Source organism: Flavobacterium sp. H4147 (assembly GCF_029360735.1).
In the GTDB taxonomy this organism is placed as follows: Bacteria; Bacteroidota; Bacteroidia; order Flavobacteriales; family Flavobacteriaceae; genus Flavobacterium; species Flavobacterium endoglycinae.
Map to the genome: position 1 here is coordinate 163,773 of NZ_JARKNB010000001.1, position 17,358 is coordinate 181,130.

The window sequence follows — 17,358 nt, forward strand, 5'->3', positions numbered from 1 at the left end:
CAGTCTCAGTTTACACTTTACGCATAATCTTAATTAAAAAACCTTTTCAAAGTTTAGAACTTTGAAAAAGGTTTTTTAATATTTCACTGTGACTATAAACTGAGACTGTAAACTGAAAATCGCGACTTATAACTATGCATTAAAACTATCAATCTCTTCTTGAACAGTTTCCCAGTCAATTAATAACTGATCTAAATCTGATTTCTTTTTGTTGTAAGCGGTAAAGAATGAAGCGTCTTCGATGTGTTTGTCATAATTCGTTTCAAGCGCTTTATCGTCGTGCTGAATATCTTTTTCTAATTGCTGAATCTGACTTTCGATTTTACTTAATCTATTCTGAAGCGCTTTTGTTTTTTTCTGATCTTCGTAAGACACTTTGCTGACTTCTTTTTCTTTTGGAGTATCTTTTTTTACGACATCTTTTTTCTCCACTTCACGCATATTTTCAAGATTGCGCTGTTCTAAGAAGAAGTTGATATCGCCTAGATATTCTTTGATTTTTTGATCTTTGAATTCATAAACGATATTCGACATTCCTTGAAGAAAATCCCTGTCGTGAGAAACCAACAACAAAGTACCGCCAAATTTCTGAAGTGCCGCTTTTAATACGTTTTTAGATTTAATATCCAAGTGGTTCGTAGGCTCATCCATCAGCAATACGTTGATTGGCTGTAGTAACAATTTACAAAGTGCCAAACGGTTACGCTCACCTCCTGAAAGTACTTTTACTTTTTTCTCAACATCATCTCCACGGAAAAGAAAAGAACCTAACATATCGCGAACTTTCATACGGTTTGTATCGGTTGCAGCATCTTCCATAGTTTGAAGCAACGTAATTTCTCCGTCTAAATATTCGGCTTGATTTTGAGCAAAATATCCCAATTGTACATTATGTCCTAATTTTATATTTCCTTCGTATTCAAATTCGTTTACCAGCGCTTTAATAAAAGTAGATTTACCTTGTCCGTTTTGCCCAACAAAGGCAATTTTACTTCCTCTTTCAACCAATAAACTAATATCTTTTAGAATCGTTTTGTCGCCGTACGCTTTTGTTACATGTTCAGCTTCAATAACTACTTTTCCTGGTTCTTTAGAAACTGGAAAAGAGATATTCATAACTGAATTATCGTCTTCGTCAACTTCGATTCTTTCTACTTTATCTAATTTTTTAATCAACGATTGCGCCATCGAAGCTTTAGAAGCTTTTGCACGGAATTTCTCGATTAGTTTTTCGGTTTCTTCAATCTTTTTCTGTTGATTCTTTTGCGTCGCTAATTGTTTCTCACGAATTTCATGACGTAATTCTAAATATTGAGAATAGGGTTTATTGAAATCGTATGCTTTTCCTAAAGAGATTTCGATTGTTCTGTTCGTAACATTATCTAAGAACATTTTATCGTGCGATACAATTACCACTACTCCAGGATAATTTCTAAGGAAACTTTCCAGCCAAATAATACTTTCGATATCTAAGTGGTTGGTTGGCTCATCAAGGAGTAATACATCGTTTGATTGCAGCAAAAGCTTTGCAAGCTCAATACGCATTCTCCAACCTCCAGAAAATGTTTCGGTTTGATTATTAAAAACCTCTCTTTTGAAACCAAGACCTAAAAGAATTTTCTCTGTATCACCTACATAATTATAACCTCCAAGAAGTTCAAAACGATGTGTGTAATCCGATAAATCTTCTATGATTTGTCCGTATTCTTCGCTTTCATAATCAGTTCTAGTAACCAATTGATGATTGATTTCTTCTAGTTTTTTCTCTACAGCTTTAATTTCAGTAAAAGCCTCATATGCTTCTTCTAAAACAGTTCTTCCTTGTTCGAAGTCAATATCTTGACGTAGGAATCCCATTCTAATATCTTTCTCTTGAGAAATAACTCCTGAATCTGGTTTAAAATCCCCAGCCAGCATTTTAAGCATGGTTGATTTACCAGCTCCGTTTTTACCAACAAGACCTACACGGTCGCCAGCACCTAAACGAAAAGTAACTTCTTCAAATAAATAGGTTCCACCAAAAGAAACAGAAAGATTGTGTATATTAAGCATAATTTGTGACTATAATTACCAGCAGTAAAGGTTCAAAAATGTACCTTTGTTTAAATTTTTTGCAAATGTTAAAAAAAGGATCCAAACTAAATAGTATTTTAACAGGAAGTTGTCCAAAATGCCAAAAAGAAAGCATGTATTCAGACAAAAATCCGCTTCATTTGAATAACGTTCTCAAAATGAATGATCACTGCAGCCACTGTGGACTAAAATATCAAATTGAGCCTTCCTTTTTTTATGGAGCAATGTATGTGAGTTATGCTTTGAATGTTGCTGTTGGAATCGCTGCCTTTATTGTCTCTTTCGTCTTTTTTAGAGCAAGTATTAGTCAATCGTTCATCGCTATTATAATAACTCTTGTTCTTTTATTTCCTTTTGTATTACGACTTTCGAGAAACTTATACATCAACATGTTTGTTTCATACGATCCTAAAGCCGGTCAGGAGTAAGAGATTTTAAATATCTTTTATGGAATCGTTTTATATCGGCTTCTTTATCGATTGGAATTCCGTATTCGATATGATCAAATAACATTTTGGCCAAAGCCGGTCCAAGCATCACTCCACGCGTCCCTAATCCGTTAAGAAGATGAATTGATTGATAAGCTTCGTGAGTTCCAATAATCGGTCTTCTGTCAGCAACTGTGGGGCGAACACCTGCAAAATGCTTTACAATCTCAAAATCGCAGGTAATAATTTCTTTAATTCGATCTAAAAGTTCTTTTTTACCTTCTTCAGTTGGAAGATCTGTTTTGTCATGCCAATTGTACGTTGCACCCACTTTAAACAAATTACCGCCAATTGGCAGGATAAAAACACTGGTATTAACAATAACATCCAGTTTTAAATCAGGTGCTTCTATTAAAAACAACTCTCCTTTTGTTCCGTCCAAAGGCAGATAATTAAAATAAGGATTCTTGTGCAGTCCAAAACCTTCTGCAAATATAATATGGCGTGCTTTAATATTTTTATATTGAATCCCTGAATCAGGAAAATCGAGAAAAGAGCTATGAAAAGATTCTTCTAGAAGTAGTTTATTGTTTTTTAAATACTCTCTGTAACTTTCTAATAATTGTCCCGTTTTAACATAGCCTGTATGCAAAACTTCTCCATAATCGTAAGGTGAATCAATTCCCTGATATTTTTTAGTAATCAGTTTTGTAGATAAGAAAGGAGCTAAATTAATTTTATCAGAAGCAGCAAACCAATTATTCTGTTCTTCAATCGAAAAGAACTTTCTGAGAATTGGCATTTTAAAATTGAATTTTTCATGCAGTTTACTTTCCACTTGATCATAAAATTCATTCATTAAAACCAAATGGTCTTTTGCATTCCATACTTCACTGAAGCGTTTTAAAATTACAGGATTATACAACCCTCCGGCGATTCTGGAAGAATTTTGTGATTTGTCATCAATAACCAAAATAGACTTATTGTTTTTTAGGGCAACTTCGGCAAAAGAAATTCCAGCCAATCCAGATCCAACGATTAAATAATCAAGCATTTTGCAGTGTATATAAAATAAAAAAACTCTTACTGCAAAGTTAGTAAGAGTTTTTCTTATTATAAATTAAGTGGATTAGTAATTCCACATATCTTCTTCAAAATTGCGGATTTTCTCTTTTACTCTTTCAGATTCCAACAATTGGTTTTGAGCATTATCCTTCATATAATCTTTGATTTCACGGTCTCCATACACATTCTCTTCTTTATAGATAATCGCATTAAATCTTCTCGAATTTAGAATCTGATCAAATGAAATAGGCAATGCCGAGTTCTTATCATTAAAAGCTTTTGCTTCATGCAGTACTTCACGGGCATCAGGAAAGAAAACCCAGAATAGCTCAATATAATCCTTTTCATCACTGTTCATAGTATAAACGTCTGGGGTTACAGGACAAATTCCTAACAAACGATATTTTAATTCACTCTGTCTTTTGTCAAAATACCAGTATCCTTTTATTTTATACTGCTCCACATCTGCAGCTGTAAGATCTTGTTTTAATATGTATTCTGCAGGAACTGTTCTTGTTGGTCCAACTGTCTGCTCTACATAATTTACTTTTTTATTTTTTCCGGTACCGGTAACTACTTTTTTCTTTACAACTCGTGATTTAAAATCATCCGGATATTGATTGATAAGTTCTCTTCCTGCATCTGTTGTATCAATACGAGATAAAGATCCTTGAATGTCTTTTAAAGATTTCTTCGTATTGAAATAACTGTCCGTATAAACTTCTGTAATTTTTCCCTGCCTGATGGCTTTTGTTAAAACATCATAAAGGGAACGTCGTTCTGGACCAATATTCACTGTATCTACAGGAAAATATAATGGGAAATTTATTTTTTCATTTAAATCTATAATTTCCCAAACTGTTTTCCCCATCAAAACGTCTCTGTCATCGACATAACCATATGCTAAAGGTTTGTCATTATCAGAAATAAGCTGTGCAGGGGTTTTGAGCCCAATCTCTGAAGGCTTTTTCGCATTCAATAAATTCGACTGTGCAATAGAACTAAAGTTTACAACTAAAGCAATAAAAACTGCTAAAAATAATTTTACTTTCATAATGATATATATTATTAAGAAGTTAAACGTAATTCATTTAAAAATATTGCAATTTTTCTTACATAATTAAAATCATTTTAGAGCTGTCAATCACAAATGGAACATAAAATATTCAAAATGAGATATAAACAAAAAAAACTCCCACTACAAATGTAGTAAGAGTTTTTTATATATTGTAATTCAAATACTTAGTAATTCCACATATCCTGCTCGAAATTACGGATTTTCTCTTTTACTCTTTCAGATTCTAACAACTGATTCTGAGCATTGTCTTTCATGTAATCTTTGATCTCACGATCTCCGTACAAGTTTTCTTCTTTATAGATTACCGCATTAAATCTTCTTGAATTTAATATCTGGTCAAAAGAAATTGGCAATGCAGAGTTGTTATCGTTGAAAGCTTTAGCTTCATGCAGCGCTTCACGTGCATTTGGGAAGAAAACCCAGAATAACTCGATATAATCCTTTTCGTCACTATTCATAGTATAAACGTCAGGAGTTACAGGGCAAAGTCCAAGTAAACGATATTTCAATTCACTTTGACGTTTGTCAAAATACCAGTATCCTTTAATTTTATATTGAGATACATCAGCAGAAGTAAGATCTTGTTTTAAGATGTACTCAGCAGGAACTGTTCTTGTTGGTCCAACTGTTTCTTCAACATAGTTTACTTTCTTATTTTTACCAGTTCCAGTAACTACTTTTTTCTTCACTACACGTGATTTGTAATCATCTGGATATTGGTTGATAAGCTCTCTACCAGCATCTGTTGTATCAATACGAGATAATGATCCTTCGATGTCTTTCATAGATTTTTTAGTATTGAAATAGCTATCAGTATAAACCTCTGTTATTTTACCTTTTTTGATAGCTTTCGTCAAGACGTCATAAAGAGAACGTCTATCAGGTCCAATATTAGCCGTATCTACAGGAAAGTACATTGGAAAGTTGATTTTTTCATTTAAATCAATGATCTCCCAAGTAGTTTTTCCCATCAAAATATCTCTATCATCTACATAACCATAAGCTAGAGGCTTATCATTATCAGAGATAAGTTGCGCAGGAGTTTTAAGTCCTATTTGAGCAGGTGTTTTCGCGTTTAGCAAATTAGATTGTGCATTAGAAGCAAAACCTCCAGCGATAGAAACAACAGCTAATAAAAAATTTCTTACTTTCATCGTGGTATTATTATATGATATTGAACGTAGTTTTAAGCTACTTTATTATTGTATTTCATAAATTACCGGAGCAGTTCTTGGTAATAAATAACTACCAGCTCCAACAAGTTTAGTTTTAATTTCAGAAATAGTAACCTGATCTCCTTTACCTGCTCTTGAAAGTACTTGTTTACATTGTGCATTCATTTTATTACCAGTAACAACAACTGTAGGCTGTCCAGCAATCTTCATGTTGAATCCAACAACATCTAAACCAACTTCAAAGTCGAAATCAAGTAATTTAGCTCCAATAGTAGCAATCTCTAAGTTCGATTTAGGACCTTTAACAACTCCCATTTCTCCTCTGATTGTTCCTGTTGGTCCAGGAATACCTTTAATTCTGAATGTTTTCTTATCAGTAACTTTGTCACCGTTTGGTAATGTTCCTGTAACAGAAATTGTAGCTTCTGTACCTGAACCAGGGCTCATGTTATATTTTCCAGGTTTACCAGCTGAAGATAATCCAGGAGCACTAGCAACGATTTTGTTTGCATCAACACCAGCGAATGATACAGAGATTGGGTTAACAACTCCTCTATATACAACATTCATTTTATCAGCAGAAATAGTAGCTGAATTTGGTCTTGGTACTACAACATATTTTCCAGAGAATTTAAGTGGAATGTTTTTTCCATCCTCTAAGAACGTAAATTGTCCGTTGATATCCTGTTCTCCAACTCCACCTGCAGTCAAAGAGATAACCGCTTGTCCGTTTACGATTTGTCCAGGACCTTGGAAAGATGTTGGTTTAGTGTTTTCGTCATAACGACCTAAAACTACTTTACCAGTTACTTTCTCTCCTTGGAAATAAGCATTTTTGTCTAATACAACAATTGCTTGGTAATTACTGTAAGATGCAGCAGCAACCGCAGCTTTTCCTAAAGCGCTGTTGTAAACGTCTGCTTCAGTTTTCTTAACGTCATTTTGCCAAGCTGAAAGTTTAGCAGCTGATGCAATTGCAGGAAAACCTTTAAAGTGATAAGCTAAGTATTTTTCTTTTATACCTTCTTTGTTTTTTACGTCAGAAACATCAAATTTTTTCTCAACCTCAGAAATAATACCAGCATATTTTTTATCTGTTCCTAGAGCAGCTTTAATATCTGATTTATATTTCTCAATTTTAGCGATAATTTCGTTACCTTTTTTAGTGTAACCGTCTCCCGTAAACCAGTCGTCGATATTATCACCTCTGTCCATTGCCTCGTAAGGTAATTTTCCAGTTTCTTTATCAATTTCAAATCCTTTGATTGACTGCGCTTTTAAACCAGCGATATAGTCATAGAATTCTTTAGATACTGCTTGAACTTTGTGAGCTGTTTCAGCAGCTTTAGCAAATTCTCCTTTTGCTTCAGCAGCTTTTTGATCTAAAGACGTTAATAAACTTTCGTTTGTTGCAACAGAAGCAGTGTTTGCCGCTTCAAATTTTTCATTCATCAAACCAAAAGCAGAAATAACTTCTTTTGATACGTTCATTGCCAACATCGCGATGAAAACCAGATACATCAGGTTGATCATCTTCTGTCTAGGGGTTAATTTTCCTCCTGCCATTTTTTTCTAATTAGTTCTTATTAATAAATATACTATAATAGTTAAAAACTAATTATCCTTTGTTACTCATTGCAGAAAGCATACCACCGTAAACATTGTTTAAAGAAGCAATGTTAGCAGTCATAGATTGCATTTGCTCTTTTAATTTAGATGCATTTTCAGCGATTTCTTTATTAGCTTCAGCATTTCTAGAAGCGCTTTCTAATTGTACTTTATATAAACTGTTTAATGATTCCATTTGAGCAGCAGCAAGAGATAATTCTTCTCCGTATTTTTTAGTAGATGCAATAGAATCTACAGTTGGAGCAATTCCTTTAGCAGCTGATTCGAAGTTTTTGATGCTGTTTCCTAAGCTTGACATTAATTCACCGTCAATTTTAGCTTCTTTTAATAATGAATCTAATTTTTGAGATAATAATCCTTGTGCTTCAGTTGGATTTTCAGCTTTAGCCTCTTTTTTTCTAGCCTGTCCGTTAGCTAATTCTGGGTAAACAAGAGTCCAATCTAGTTCATCTTCAACCGGTTCAAAAGCAGATAACGCGAAGATTAATGCTTCAGTAAGAAGACCAACTGAAAGCATAACTGTTCCTGTTAATGGCCCAATTTCAAAGTGAGTAATTTTGAATAAAGCTCCAACGATTACTACTGCCGCTCCCATACCATAAGCGAAATTCATTGCTTTTTTACTTAATAATGCCATAATAATTTTTTTTTAGGTTTTAATTTAAAATAGATTCGATTTGGTTATTATAATTGATTTAATAATTCACTTATTTCTTTTTGCCAGTTCCGTTTCCAGTTACTTGTGTCCCCATGTAATCTTGTACAGTTCTGAAACCAATATAACTTCTAGCAGAATCAGCATATTCGTGATCACGAGTACTTACCTGTAAGAAGTAAGCAACATCTTTCCATGATCCTCCACGAACAACTTTTCTTTGGTTGTTTCCATCAATTACGTTAGGGTTCATTGTAGAAACGTATTCGTATGCATTTGGATTATAAGCAGAATCTGTCCACTCAGAAACGTTTCCTGCCATATTGTATAATCCGTAACCGTTTGGCTCGTATGATTTAGCTTCAACTGTGTATAAAGCTTCATCAGCAGCGTAATCTCCTCTATTTGGTTTGAAGTTTGCAAGGAAACAACCTCTATCACTCTTCGTGTAAGGTCCCCCCCAAGGGTATGTAGCAGACTCCAGACCACCTCTTGCAGCATATTCCCACTCAGCCTCTGTTGGAAGTCTGAATGCGTTAACTAAGTCACGTCCTTTTTTCTTAGATTTAATATAACTGTTTTTGTTTAATGTTCTCCAAGCACAGAAAGCTTTAGCTTGTTTCCAAGTCACACCTACTACAGGATAATCCCCATAAGCTTTGTGCCAGAAATAATCATTGTGCATTGGTTCATTATATGAATAAGCGAAATCTTTAATCCAAACTGTTGTATCAGGATACACATTTACTTGCTCCGTTTTTACGAAGTCTTTTCTTTTTCCAACTTTTGCTTTAGCAGCAGCTTGAATATCCATCCAAGAATAACGGAATTTCAATTTATTTACATCAATTGTTCTTAAACCATTGTATGATTCTTCAATTGGTAAATACATTGAGTCCATTACTTCAGCATAATACTCATCTGGATAAGCTTTAGTATCTCTGATTAATTTAACTTTTTTGTTTAATTTTCTACCAGCATACGGATCATCTTTTGTTCCTACACTATAGTAGTTATCATACATGTATTTATCATAAGCCGTCATTTTATCTGGCTCAGAATCATTAAATGCATAATCAGCGATGCTTCCGCCTTTTTTACCTTTGTCACCAGTACTTTTTTGACCAGTTTCATCAGCTAAAATAGCAAGACGAACTCTCATTGTAGAGTCTTTTACCCACTCCACGAATTGACGGTACTCACTATTTGTAATCTCAGTTTCGTCCATATAAAAAGAACGAACAGTTACTGATTTAGTTGGAGCGTCTTCCACATTAGCTAAATCAGCATCAGATTTACCCATAATAAAAGATCCACCCGGAACCAAAGTCATTCCATACGGTTTTTCAGGGTGCCATTTCCCTCCTGTAACACCAACTAATTCACCTTTGTCACCTGACTTACCACAGCCGATTACTAGTGTTAACATTGCTGTAAATGCAATAAACTTCTTCATATAAATTTGGATTATCTATTCATTATTAAAAGTCCGTAAACGTATTTATTATTTATCTAAAAAACAATAGCTATTTGCGAATTTTATTTTACCGTTCAAAAATAATGTTAAATAAAATAAAAAAAAAATATTTCATCGACAAACTGATTAAAAAAATCGACGTAAAACGTTAATTTTTATGCATTATAAAACTTATCTTACTAATATTTTTAACTTAATTTCTATAGTTTTACAAAAAATAAGATTTTTATTTAATTTTTATTTTACAAAGCATTTTTTCGTTGTGCTTTCCACCATCTTTCTGGCAATTCTTGATTGCAAGCACTCAAATATTCGTCGTAAGAACACGGTAATAACGTATTTCTTTTCAATTTATTGCTGCCATTTGTTTCGTATGGAATTTCAATCCACCATCTCTCGGTTTTGTCACTTTTATAGAATACCAATTCTTCTTCTTCAAGCGGAACAATATATTTTAAATAATTGGTTCGGCTTCCAAAAGGATATTCTTTAGAACGATAGTGATACCCTTCAATAAAATACCATACAATTTGAGCCATAATTGGTGATTCTGAGACTGTACTGTTGTGATTAAAAATCCCAAAAGACGATACTTTATCACTGATTCCTGCATATCGGGCAAGAGCGCAAATTTCTTTTCCGTTAAACCCATTTGGCTCAAAAGAAACCATATTCCCTGAGGCTGAGGATTTTACTGAATTCAAATCAATACTCACTAAATCAGCATCTCTAAAAACCGGTTCAGCCAAAGTAATTTGATTCGAAATCTCTCCTAAACGATAGGCATCAAAGAACAATTTTTCTATTAAATCAATCTCTTCCTGAGAGTTATAATAGGTTTGATATCCTATATTACAATAATTAAAAAGATTATTTGGTTCGTTGATTATAATTTGTGTAAGGTATGAATTTGCTGAAACTGTTTCATTTTCTTTTCCAAAATCAAATCTATTATCTACCGCAACCAAATTTACCATTTGCTCTAAATCATCGTATGCGCGATATAAAGCGTATGTTAAATCTTGAGAACCTCCCAGGACTATAGGAATAACTTTGTTCTTAATTAAGGAAGAAGTTACTTTCTTTACTGCAAAGTATGTATCCTCTACTGAATCTCCTGCCAAAATATCACCTAAGTCTGCAATTGACGCATCCCAATTTCCTGGAAACATCCCATAAAGCTTCTTACGAACTGCTGTAAGATTCACTTCATTTACCATATTGATATTACGACGGTCTTCTAGAACCCCAATAATTGCAATATGGATTTTATCAATATCAGGAAACTGATCTTGAGTATGAAAAACTATTTTACTCCCAAGTTCTTGTGAAGACAGTGTATTGACATATTTTAAAACTACGTCGCTTACTGGTTCTAGAAAATCAAATTCCATTTATTGTGCTTAAAATTATTTCTTTTTCGCTGTTGTCTTTTTTGCCGGAGCTTTCTTTGCTGCTGCCTTTTTTGCAGGAGTCTTTTTAGCTGGAGCTTTTGCTTCAATCATTTCCTGAACCTGAGCTAATGTTAATTTTGAAGCATCAACATCTTTACTCAATTCAATTTTGATTTTTCCTTTCAAAATCACCGATCGCCCCCAGCGTGCTTTTTCAACTACAATTCCTTCTTCTTCCCAGTTATGAATTACTTTGTCGATATTCTTTTGAAGTTTATCTTCAATTAATTCTTCAACATCAGCTTGAGACAAATTATCAAAATTGTATTTTTTACTTACGTTTACAAAAAGACCGTTCCATTTGATGAATGGACCAAAACGCCCCACTCCTTTTTGAACACCTTCTCCTTTATAAACTGCAATTGGAGCATCGGCCAATGCTTTTTCATCGATTAATTCCTGAGCTCTTTCTTTTGAAACACTCAGCGGATCTTCTCCTCTAGGCAATGAAATAAACATGTTTCCGTGACGAACGTAAGGGCCATAACGACCATTGCTTACTTCCACTTCTTCTCCTTTATAGGTACCTAGATTTTTAGGAAGCAAGAATAAATTCAGAGCTTCTTCTAGAGTAATATTTCCAATATTTTGATCTGCCATTAAGCTGGCAAACTTTTTATCTTCATCATCTGCTTCTCCAATCTGAGCCATTGGCCCAAATTTTCCTAAACGAACAGAAACTTGTCTTCCATCAGCATCTTTCCCTAGAATTCTTTCACCGCTTTCACGTTCAGCATTTGCTTCAACTTCTTTTACATTTGGGTGAAACTGATTATAGAAATCCTGCATCATTTTTGCCCAGTCGATATTTCCTTCAGCAATTTCATCGAAATCCTGTTCTACTTTTGCAGTAAAATTATAATCTAAAATGTTTCCGAAATTCTTTACCAAGAAATCCGTAACGATGGTACCAATATCAGTTGGAACTAATTTCCCTTTATCAGAACCAGTATTCTCTTTTAAAACTTTCTCTCCTACTTTACTATTTTGCAAAGTAAGCTGTGTGTAATTACGTTCTACACCTTCAAGTGTTCCTTTTTCAACATAATTTCTATTGATAATTGTTGAAATTGTTGGCGCATAAGTAGAAGGACGACCAATTCCAAGCTCTTCTAACTTCTTTACTAAAGAAGCCTCTGTATAGCGAGCCGGCGGTCTAGAATATCGTTCTGTAGCTGTAATATAATTATTAGCTAGTTTTTCGTTTACTTTTAAAGCTGGAAGCATTCCTTCTTGTTCTTCCTCATCATCATCATGACCTTCTAAATACACTTTTAAGAAACCTTCAAAAAGCAATACTTCTCCAGAAGCTGTAAAAACTTCATCATGATTATCGGCTTCTATTTTTACGTTTGTTCTTTCCAACTGTGCGTCGCTCATTTGAGAAGCCAAAGTTCTTTTCCAGATCAAATCGTATAAACGAGCTTGGTCACGATCAATATTAACGGAGTGACGAGACATATCTGTTGGACGAATTGCCTCGTGTGCTTCTTGAGCACCTTTGTTTTTATTAGCAAAAACACGAGGTTTTGAATATTCTTTTCCGTAAGATTTAATGATTTCTGCTTCAGCTGCGTCCATTGCTTCTTTTGAAAGATTCACAGAGTCGGTTCTCATATAAGTAATAAGCCCCGCTTCGTATAAACGCTGAGCTAACTGCATAGTGATTCCAACCGGCAAGTACAATTTTCTTGCTGCTTCCTGCTGCAAGGTTGAAGTTGTAAAAGGTGCTGTTGGTGATTTTTTAGTAGGTTTAGTTTCTAAATCTCCTACTTTATATTTAGAACCGATGTTTCGATTTAAAAAATCTTCGGCTTCTTTTTTTGTATTGAAGTTTTTTGGCAGTTTCGCTTTGAATGCTTTTCCGCCTTCATTTACAAATTCTGCTACAATTGAATACGTTGCAACTGCATTAAAGCTCTGAATCTCACGTTCTCTCTCTACAATTAAACGTACAGATACAGATTGTACACGTCCAGCAGAAAGTCCGCCTTTAATTTTTCTCCATAAAACAGGAGATAATTCGTAACCTACTAAACGATCTAAAACACGTCTAGCCTGTTGTGCGTTTACTAAATTATAATCAATTTCTCTTGGATTATCAATTGCTTTAAGAATCGCAGATTTTGTAATCTCGTGAAAAACAATTCGTTTGGTCTTTTTTGTATCCAATTTTAATTCTTCCGCCAAGTGCCATGAAATAGCCTCTCCCTCGCGGTCCTCATCGCTTGCTAACCAAACCGTTTCGGCATTTTTAGAAAGTGATTTTAGTTTCGTTACCAAGGCTTTTTTATCTGGGGAAACTTCGTATTTAGGTTTAAAACCATTTTCTACATCTACCCCTATTTCCTTTGATGGTAAGTCTGCTATGTGACCATAGCTTGACTCCACCTGAAAATCGCTCCCGAGAAATTTCTCGATCGTTTTTGCCTTTGCAGGTGACTCCACTATTACTAAATTCTTTGCCATTGCTCTTATTTTCTGCAACAAAAGTATTTATTTTTTTTAAATATTAACCTTATGGATGCATTTTTGAAGTATTTTGATATTATGAAACCTAAAATTGCAGATTTATCTGTAATATTCTACATTATATATATAGGTATAACTTTTACACTATTCTGACCAAGAAATGTTCTTTTTATTTTAGATTTCTGATTTTAGATTTTAGATTATAAATTGTCTGCAAATCTTCGCAAAGAATATAAACATATAAAATTTTAAATCACAAATCTAAAATTCTTTTCTGCCATCTTGTCATCTTTGCTCCTTTTTCCGTTATCTTTGCACTTTGAATTTTTACAATGGAAAAGATTATTAAAGAAAGCAAACAAGGCGAAAGTCTTGTTTTAGAAAATAAACCCGAGAATACAAAAAAACTATTTATAGAAAGTTACGGCTGTGCGATGAATTTTTCGGACAGTGAGGTCGTAGCCTCCATTTTATCTGACGGAGGTTACAACACTACTTCGGTTTTAGAAGAAGCCGATTTAGTTTTGGTAAACACCTGTTCAATTCGTGACAAAGCAGAGCAAACTATTCGTAAACGTCTTGAAAAATACAACGCCGTAAAACGAACCAATCCGAAAATGAAAGTGGGCGTTTTAGGCTGTATGGCAGAACGTTTGAAAAGCCAATTTTTGGAAGAAGAAAAAATCGTCGACCTGGTTGTTGGTCCAGATGCTTACAAAGATCTTCCAAATTTATTAGCAGAAGTTGAAGAAGGACGCGACGCGATCAATGTAATTTTATCGAAAGAGGAAACTTACGGAGATATTTCGCCAGTTCGTTTGATGAGTAACGGAATAACTGCTTTAGTTTCAATCACTCGTGGATGCGATAATATGTGTACGTTCTGTGTTGTACCTTTTACACGCGGACGTGAGCGCAGCCGTGAGCCACAGAGCATTATGGCTGAAATTCAAGATTTATGGAACAAAGGTTTTAAAGAAATTACGCTTCTTGGACAAAACGTTGACAGTTACCTTTGGTACGGAGGCGGATTGAAAAAGGATTTTGTAAACGCTTCTGAAATGCAAAAAGCAACCGCTGTTGATTTTGAACAGCTTCTTGAAATGGTGGCTGCAGGATTTCCGAAAATGCGTATTCGTTTTTCGACTTCAAATCCGCAGGATATGCACGAAAGCATTTTACATGTTATTGCAAAATATCCAAATATCTGTAAACACATTCATTTACCAGTTCAATCTGGAAGTAATAGAATTTTGAAAGAAATGAATCGTCTGCATTCTCGCGAAGAATATATGGCTTTGATTGATAAAATCAGAGCAATTGTTCCAGATGCTTCGATTTCGCAAGATATGATTGCTGGTTTTCCAACAGAAACGGAAGAAGATCATCAAGATACATTAAGTTTAATGGAATATGTAAAATATAATTTCGGTTATATGTATTCATATTCTGAACGTCCTGGAACTTTGGCAGGAAGAAAAATGAAAGATGATGTTGAAGAAGCAACCAAAGCCAGAAGATTACAAGAAATCGTGGATTTACAGCAAAAACATGCTTGGTTTAGAAGCGAAGAGTTTGTTGGAAAAACCGTAGAAGTTTTAGTAGAAAAAGTCTCAAAGAAATCAAAAGACGAATTCTCAGGAAGAAACTCTCAAAGTATTACAGTGGTTTTCCCAAAAGAAAATTATAAAATTGGAGATTTCGTAAATGTAAAAATAACAAGCTGTACAAGTGGAACCCTTAAAGGTGAAGCTTTAGGGTTGAGCAGCATGAATTAAAATTGTTTGAAGTTTCAGGTTTCAAGTTTCAGGTTATTTCTGTAACTTCAAACTTGAAACAAAATTATAAGCCAGATTTTAAAGTTTTATGGTCAAAGTTGTACAACCTGAAACCTGAAACAAATAAAAAACTTGAAACAAAACACAAATGGAAACAGTTCAAGCAATAAAACAACGATTTGAGATTATTGGTAATGATCCAAAATTAAATCGTGCTATCGAAAAAGCCATTCAGGTTGCCCCAACTGATATTTCAGTAATGGTAACTGGGGAAAGTGGTGTTGGTAAAGAAAACATTCCAAGAATAATCCATTCGCTTTCACACAGAAAGCATGGTAAATATATTGCCGTAAACTGCGGTGCCATTCCAGAAGGAACAATTGACAGTGAACTTTTCGGACACGAAAAAGGAGCTTTTACAGGAGCAACAAGCACACGTGAAGGTTATTTTGAAGTTGCAGACGGCGGAACGATATTCCTTGATGAAGTTGGCGAATTGCCATTAACGACTCAGGTAAGATTACTTCGTGTTTTGGAAAATGGTGAATTTATAAAAGTGGGGTCATCTCAGGTTCAAAAAACAAATGTAAGAATCGTAGCTGCAACCAATGTGAATTTATTCAATGCCATTGAAAAAGGAAAATTTCGCGAAGATTTGTACTACCGTTTAAGCACCGTAGAAATTACATTACCGCCTTTGCGCGAAAGAAACGACGATATTCATTTGTTGTTCAGAAAGTTTGTGGCCGATTTTGCTCATAAATACAAAATGCCGCCTCTAAGACTAGATGACAATGCCGTACAACTTTTACAGAAATTCAGATGGAGCGGAAACATTCGTCAGCTTCGAAATGTCGCAGAACAGATTTCAGTTTTAGAAACCAATCGCGATATCAATCTTGCGACTTTACAATCGTATTTACCAGCCGAAGGAAGCAATCTGCCATCTGTTATTAACGACAATAAAAAAGAAAGTGATTTCAGTACCGAAAGAGACATATTATATAAGGTACTTTTTGATATGAAAAGCGACCTGAATGATCTTAAAAAACTGACTTTGGAATTAATGAAAAACGGCACTTCTAAAGTGCAGGACATTAATCCGAATTTGATTCAGAAAATATACGGTAATCAGCAAAATGACAGCGAAATTGATTTTGAAGAAGAACCAAGAACCGCTGTTATGACTACTCCTGCAGTACGCGAAGAAAATTATCAAATACCCGAAGACAATTATTTGTTTGCCGAAACTATTGAAGAAGAAGAAGTTTTACGCTTAGAACAAAAGGAAATCGAAATGATTAAAAAATCATTGGAGAAAAACAAAGGAAAACGAAAAGCTGCAGCTGATGAATTAGGTATTTCAGAAAGAACTTTATACCGCAAAATCAAACAATTCGATTTATAAAATAATTAAAATACAATTTCAAAATTCCAAATTTCAATTACCTATATTTGGACAGAATTGGAATTTGAGATTTAAAACATTGGAATTTCCCCAATAAACATTATGAAAAAAATATATTCTTTATTTGCATTTCTTAGCCTTTTCATGTTGAGCGGCTGTGGTGTTTATAACTTTACAGGAGCATCTACAATTGATGCAAAAACTTTTCAGGTTAACTTTTTTCATAATAATGCTGATTTGGTTGAACCTGGAATTGACAGGGATTTTACCCTGGCCTTACAGGATTTGATTATGAATCAAACCAATTTGAATTTAGTTAGTAATGGAGGTGAATTGGTTTATGAAGGTGAAATCGTAGATTACAGAATCACGCCAATGACTGCAACAGCAGATCAGCAAGCCGCACAAAACCGCTTGACAATTCGTGTTATGGTACGATTTACAAACAAAAAGAAAGAAACAGATGATTTCGAAAAAACATTTGAGTTTTACTACGATTTCCCTGGAACTTCTCTACCTACAGGATCGGTGTTAAACGAAGCTATTAAAACCATTTTTGAAAGAATCACACAAGACATCTTTAATGAATCTCTTGCCAAGTGGTAAAATAAGTCCAATCATTTGGTCGTTAATAGACTGAAGATGAAGCCATAATTAATAAAAAGA

Annotated in this window: 13 protein-coding genes; 4 read left to right on the plus strand and 9 right to left on the minus strand. The window is 34.2% G+C overall.

The annotated features are described in order from the left end of the window. Positions 1 to 132 precede the first annotated feature (132 nt). A complete protein-coding gene (locus tag P2W75_RS00680) occupies positions 133 to 2,052 on the minus strand; it encodes an ABC-F family ATP-binding cassette domain-containing protein (RefSeq protein ID WP_276378540.1) in 1,920 nt (639 codons plus the stop codon). Between the two features lie 65 nt (positions 2,053 to 2,117). On the opposite strand from P2W75_RS00680, the gene P2W75_RS00685 reads away from it, so the two are divergent. Next, on the plus strand, positions 2,118 to 2,501 hold the full coding sequence (locus P2W75_RS00685; RefSeq protein ID WP_276378541.1) for a DUF983 domain-containing protein: 384 nt from the start codon (positions 2,118 to 2,120) through the stop codon (positions 2,499 to 2,501). Here the strand turns inward: P2W75_RS00685 and P2W75_RS00690 are convergent. The 8 genes from P2W75_RS00690 to topA all read right to left on the minus strand — a co-directional run bounded on the left by P2W75_RS00690 (position 2,482) and on the right by topA (position 13,503). Continuing rightward, positions 2,482 to 3,555, minus strand: coding sequence for an FAD-binding oxidoreductase (locus P2W75_RS00690; RefSeq protein WP_276378542.1), 1,074 nt, complete (start codon positions 3,553 to 3,555; stop codon positions 2,482 to 2,484). The two genes, P2W75_RS00685 and P2W75_RS00690, sit on opposite strands and share 20 nt — an antisense overlap. Positions 3,556 to 3,630: 75 nt before the next feature. Continuing rightward, positions 3,631 to 4,620 carry a gliding motility protein GldN gene (gldN, locus tag P2W75_RS00695; protein ID WP_207297582.1) on the minus strand — a complete coding sequence of 330 codons (990 nt, stop codon included), beginning with the start codon at positions 4,618 to 4,620 and terminating at the stop codon, positions 3,631 to 3,633. A gap of 188 nt (positions 4,621 to 4,808) precedes the next feature. Next, a complete protein-coding gene (gene gldN / locus P2W75_RS00700; RefSeq protein ID WP_207297583.1) occupies positions 4,809 to 5,798 on the minus strand; it encodes a gliding motility protein GldN in 990 nt (329 codons plus the stop codon). Positions 5,799 to 5,843: 45 nt separating this feature from the next. Continuing rightward, complete coding sequence (gldM, locus tag P2W75_RS00705) at positions 5,844 to 7,385, minus strand: gliding motility protein GldM (protein WP_276378544.1); 1,542 nt, start codon at positions 7,383 to 7,385, stop codon at positions 5,844 to 5,846. 52 nt (positions 7,386 to 7,437) lie between these two features. Next, positions 7,438 to 8,085: a gliding motility protein GldL gene (gene gldL, locus P2W75_RS00710; protein ID WP_207297585.1), complete on the minus strand. Its 648-nt coding sequence runs from the start codon at positions 8,083 to 8,085 to the stop codon at positions 7,438 to 7,440. Positions 8,086 to 8,155: 70 nt separating this feature from the next. Continuing rightward, on the minus strand, positions 8,156 to 9,559 hold the full coding sequence (gldK, locus tag P2W75_RS00715; RefSeq protein WP_207297586.1) for a gliding motility lipoprotein GldK: 1,404 nt from the start codon (positions 9,557 to 9,559) through the stop codon (positions 8,156 to 8,158). A gap of 263 nt (positions 9,560 to 9,822) precedes the next feature. Continuing rightward, positions 9,823 to 10,974: a formimidoylglutamase gene (locus P2W75_RS00720; RefSeq protein WP_207297587.1), complete on the minus strand. Its 1,152-nt coding sequence runs from the start codon at positions 10,972 to 10,974 to the stop codon at positions 9,823 to 9,825. 15 nt (positions 10,975 to 10,989) lie between these two features. Beyond that, on the minus strand, positions 10,990 to 13,503 hold the full coding sequence (topA, locus tag P2W75_RS00725; protein ID WP_207297588.1) for a type I DNA topoisomerase: 2,514 nt from the start codon (positions 13,501 to 13,503) through the stop codon (positions 10,990 to 10,992). Between the two features lie 335 nt (positions 13,504 to 13,838). Between topA and miaB the strand changes: the two genes are divergently transcribed. The 3 genes from miaB to P2W75_RS00740 all read left to right on the plus strand — a co-directional run bounded on the left by miaB (position 13,839) and on the right by P2W75_RS00740 (position 17,298). Beyond that, positions 13,839 to 15,284, plus strand: a complete 1,446-nt coding sequence (gene miaB, locus P2W75_RS00730) for a tRNA (N6-isopentenyl adenosine(37)-C2)-methylthiotransferase MiaB (RefSeq protein WP_276378545.1) — start codon at positions 13,839 to 13,841, stop codon at positions 15,282 to 15,284. Between the two features lie 148 nt (positions 15,285 to 15,432). Continuing rightward, the gene (locus P2W75_RS00735; protein ID WP_207297590.1) at positions 15,433 to 16,692 is read left to right on the plus strand and encodes a sigma-54-dependent Fis family transcriptional regulator; all 1,260 of its coding nucleotides are present in this window, start codon (positions 15,433 to 15,435) and stop codon (positions 16,690 to 16,692) included. 102 nt (positions 16,693 to 16,794) lie between these two features. Further along, the gene (locus P2W75_RS00740) at positions 16,795 to 17,298 is read left to right on the plus strand and encodes an LptE family protein (protein WP_207297591.1); all 504 of its coding nucleotides are present in this window, start codon (positions 16,795 to 16,797) and stop codon (positions 17,296 to 17,298) included. Positions 17,299 to 17,358: the final 60 nt, after the last annotated feature.

What these genes read in the sequence shown, in the direction of transcription:
- P2W75_RS00740 (WP_207297591.1), top strand. Translation starts at nt 16,795, where the DNA reads ATGAAAAAAATATATTCTTTATTTGCATTTCTTAGCCTTTTCATGTTG.
- gldM (WP_276378544.1), bottom strand. Translation starts at nt 7,385, where the DNA reads ATGGCAGGAGGAAAATTAACCCCTAGACAGAAGATGATCAACCTGATG.
- gldL (WP_207297585.1), bottom strand. Translation starts at nt 8,085, where the DNA reads ATGGCATTATTAAGTAAAAAAGCAATGAATTTCGCTTATGGTATGGGA.
- P2W75_RS00720 (WP_207297587.1), bottom strand. Translation starts at nt 10,974, where the DNA reads ATGGAATTTGATTTTCTAGAACCAGTAAGCGACGTAGTTTTAAAATAT.
- P2W75_RS00735 (WP_207297590.1), top strand. Translation starts at nt 15,433, where the DNA reads ATGGAAACAGTTCAAGCAATAAAACAACGATTTGAGATTATTGGTAAT.
- gldN (WP_207297582.1), bottom strand. Translation starts at nt 4,620, where the DNA reads ATGAAAGTAAAATTATTTTTAGCAGTTTTTATTGCTTTAGTTGTAAAC.
- gldN (WP_207297583.1), bottom strand. Translation starts at nt 5,798, where the DNA reads ATGAAAGTAAGAAATTTTTTATTAGCTGTTGTTTCTATCGCTGGAGGT.
- P2W75_RS00685 (WP_276378541.1), top strand. Translation starts at nt 2,118, where the DNA reads ATGTTAAAAAAAGGATCCAAACTAAATAGTATTTTAACAGGAAGTTGT.
- P2W75_RS00680 (WP_276378540.1), bottom strand. Translation starts at nt 2,052, where the DNA reads ATGCTTAATATACACAATCTTTCTGTTTCTTTTGGTGGAACCTATTTA.
- P2W75_RS00690 (WP_276378542.1), bottom strand. Translation starts at nt 3,555, where the DNA reads ATGCTTGATTATTTAATCGTTGGATCTGGATTGGCTGGAATTTCTTTT.
- topA (WP_207297588.1), bottom strand. Translation starts at nt 13,503, where the DNA reads ATGGCAAAGAATTTAGTAATAGTGGAGTCACCTGCAAAGGCAAAAACG.
- gldK (WP_207297586.1), bottom strand. Translation starts at nt 9,559, where the DNA reads ATGAAGAAGTTTATTGCATTTACAGCAATGTTAACACTAGTAATCGGC.
- miaB (WP_276378545.1), top strand. Translation starts at nt 13,839, where the DNA reads ATGGAAAAGATTATTAAAGAAAGCAAACAAGGCGAAAGTCTTGTTTTA.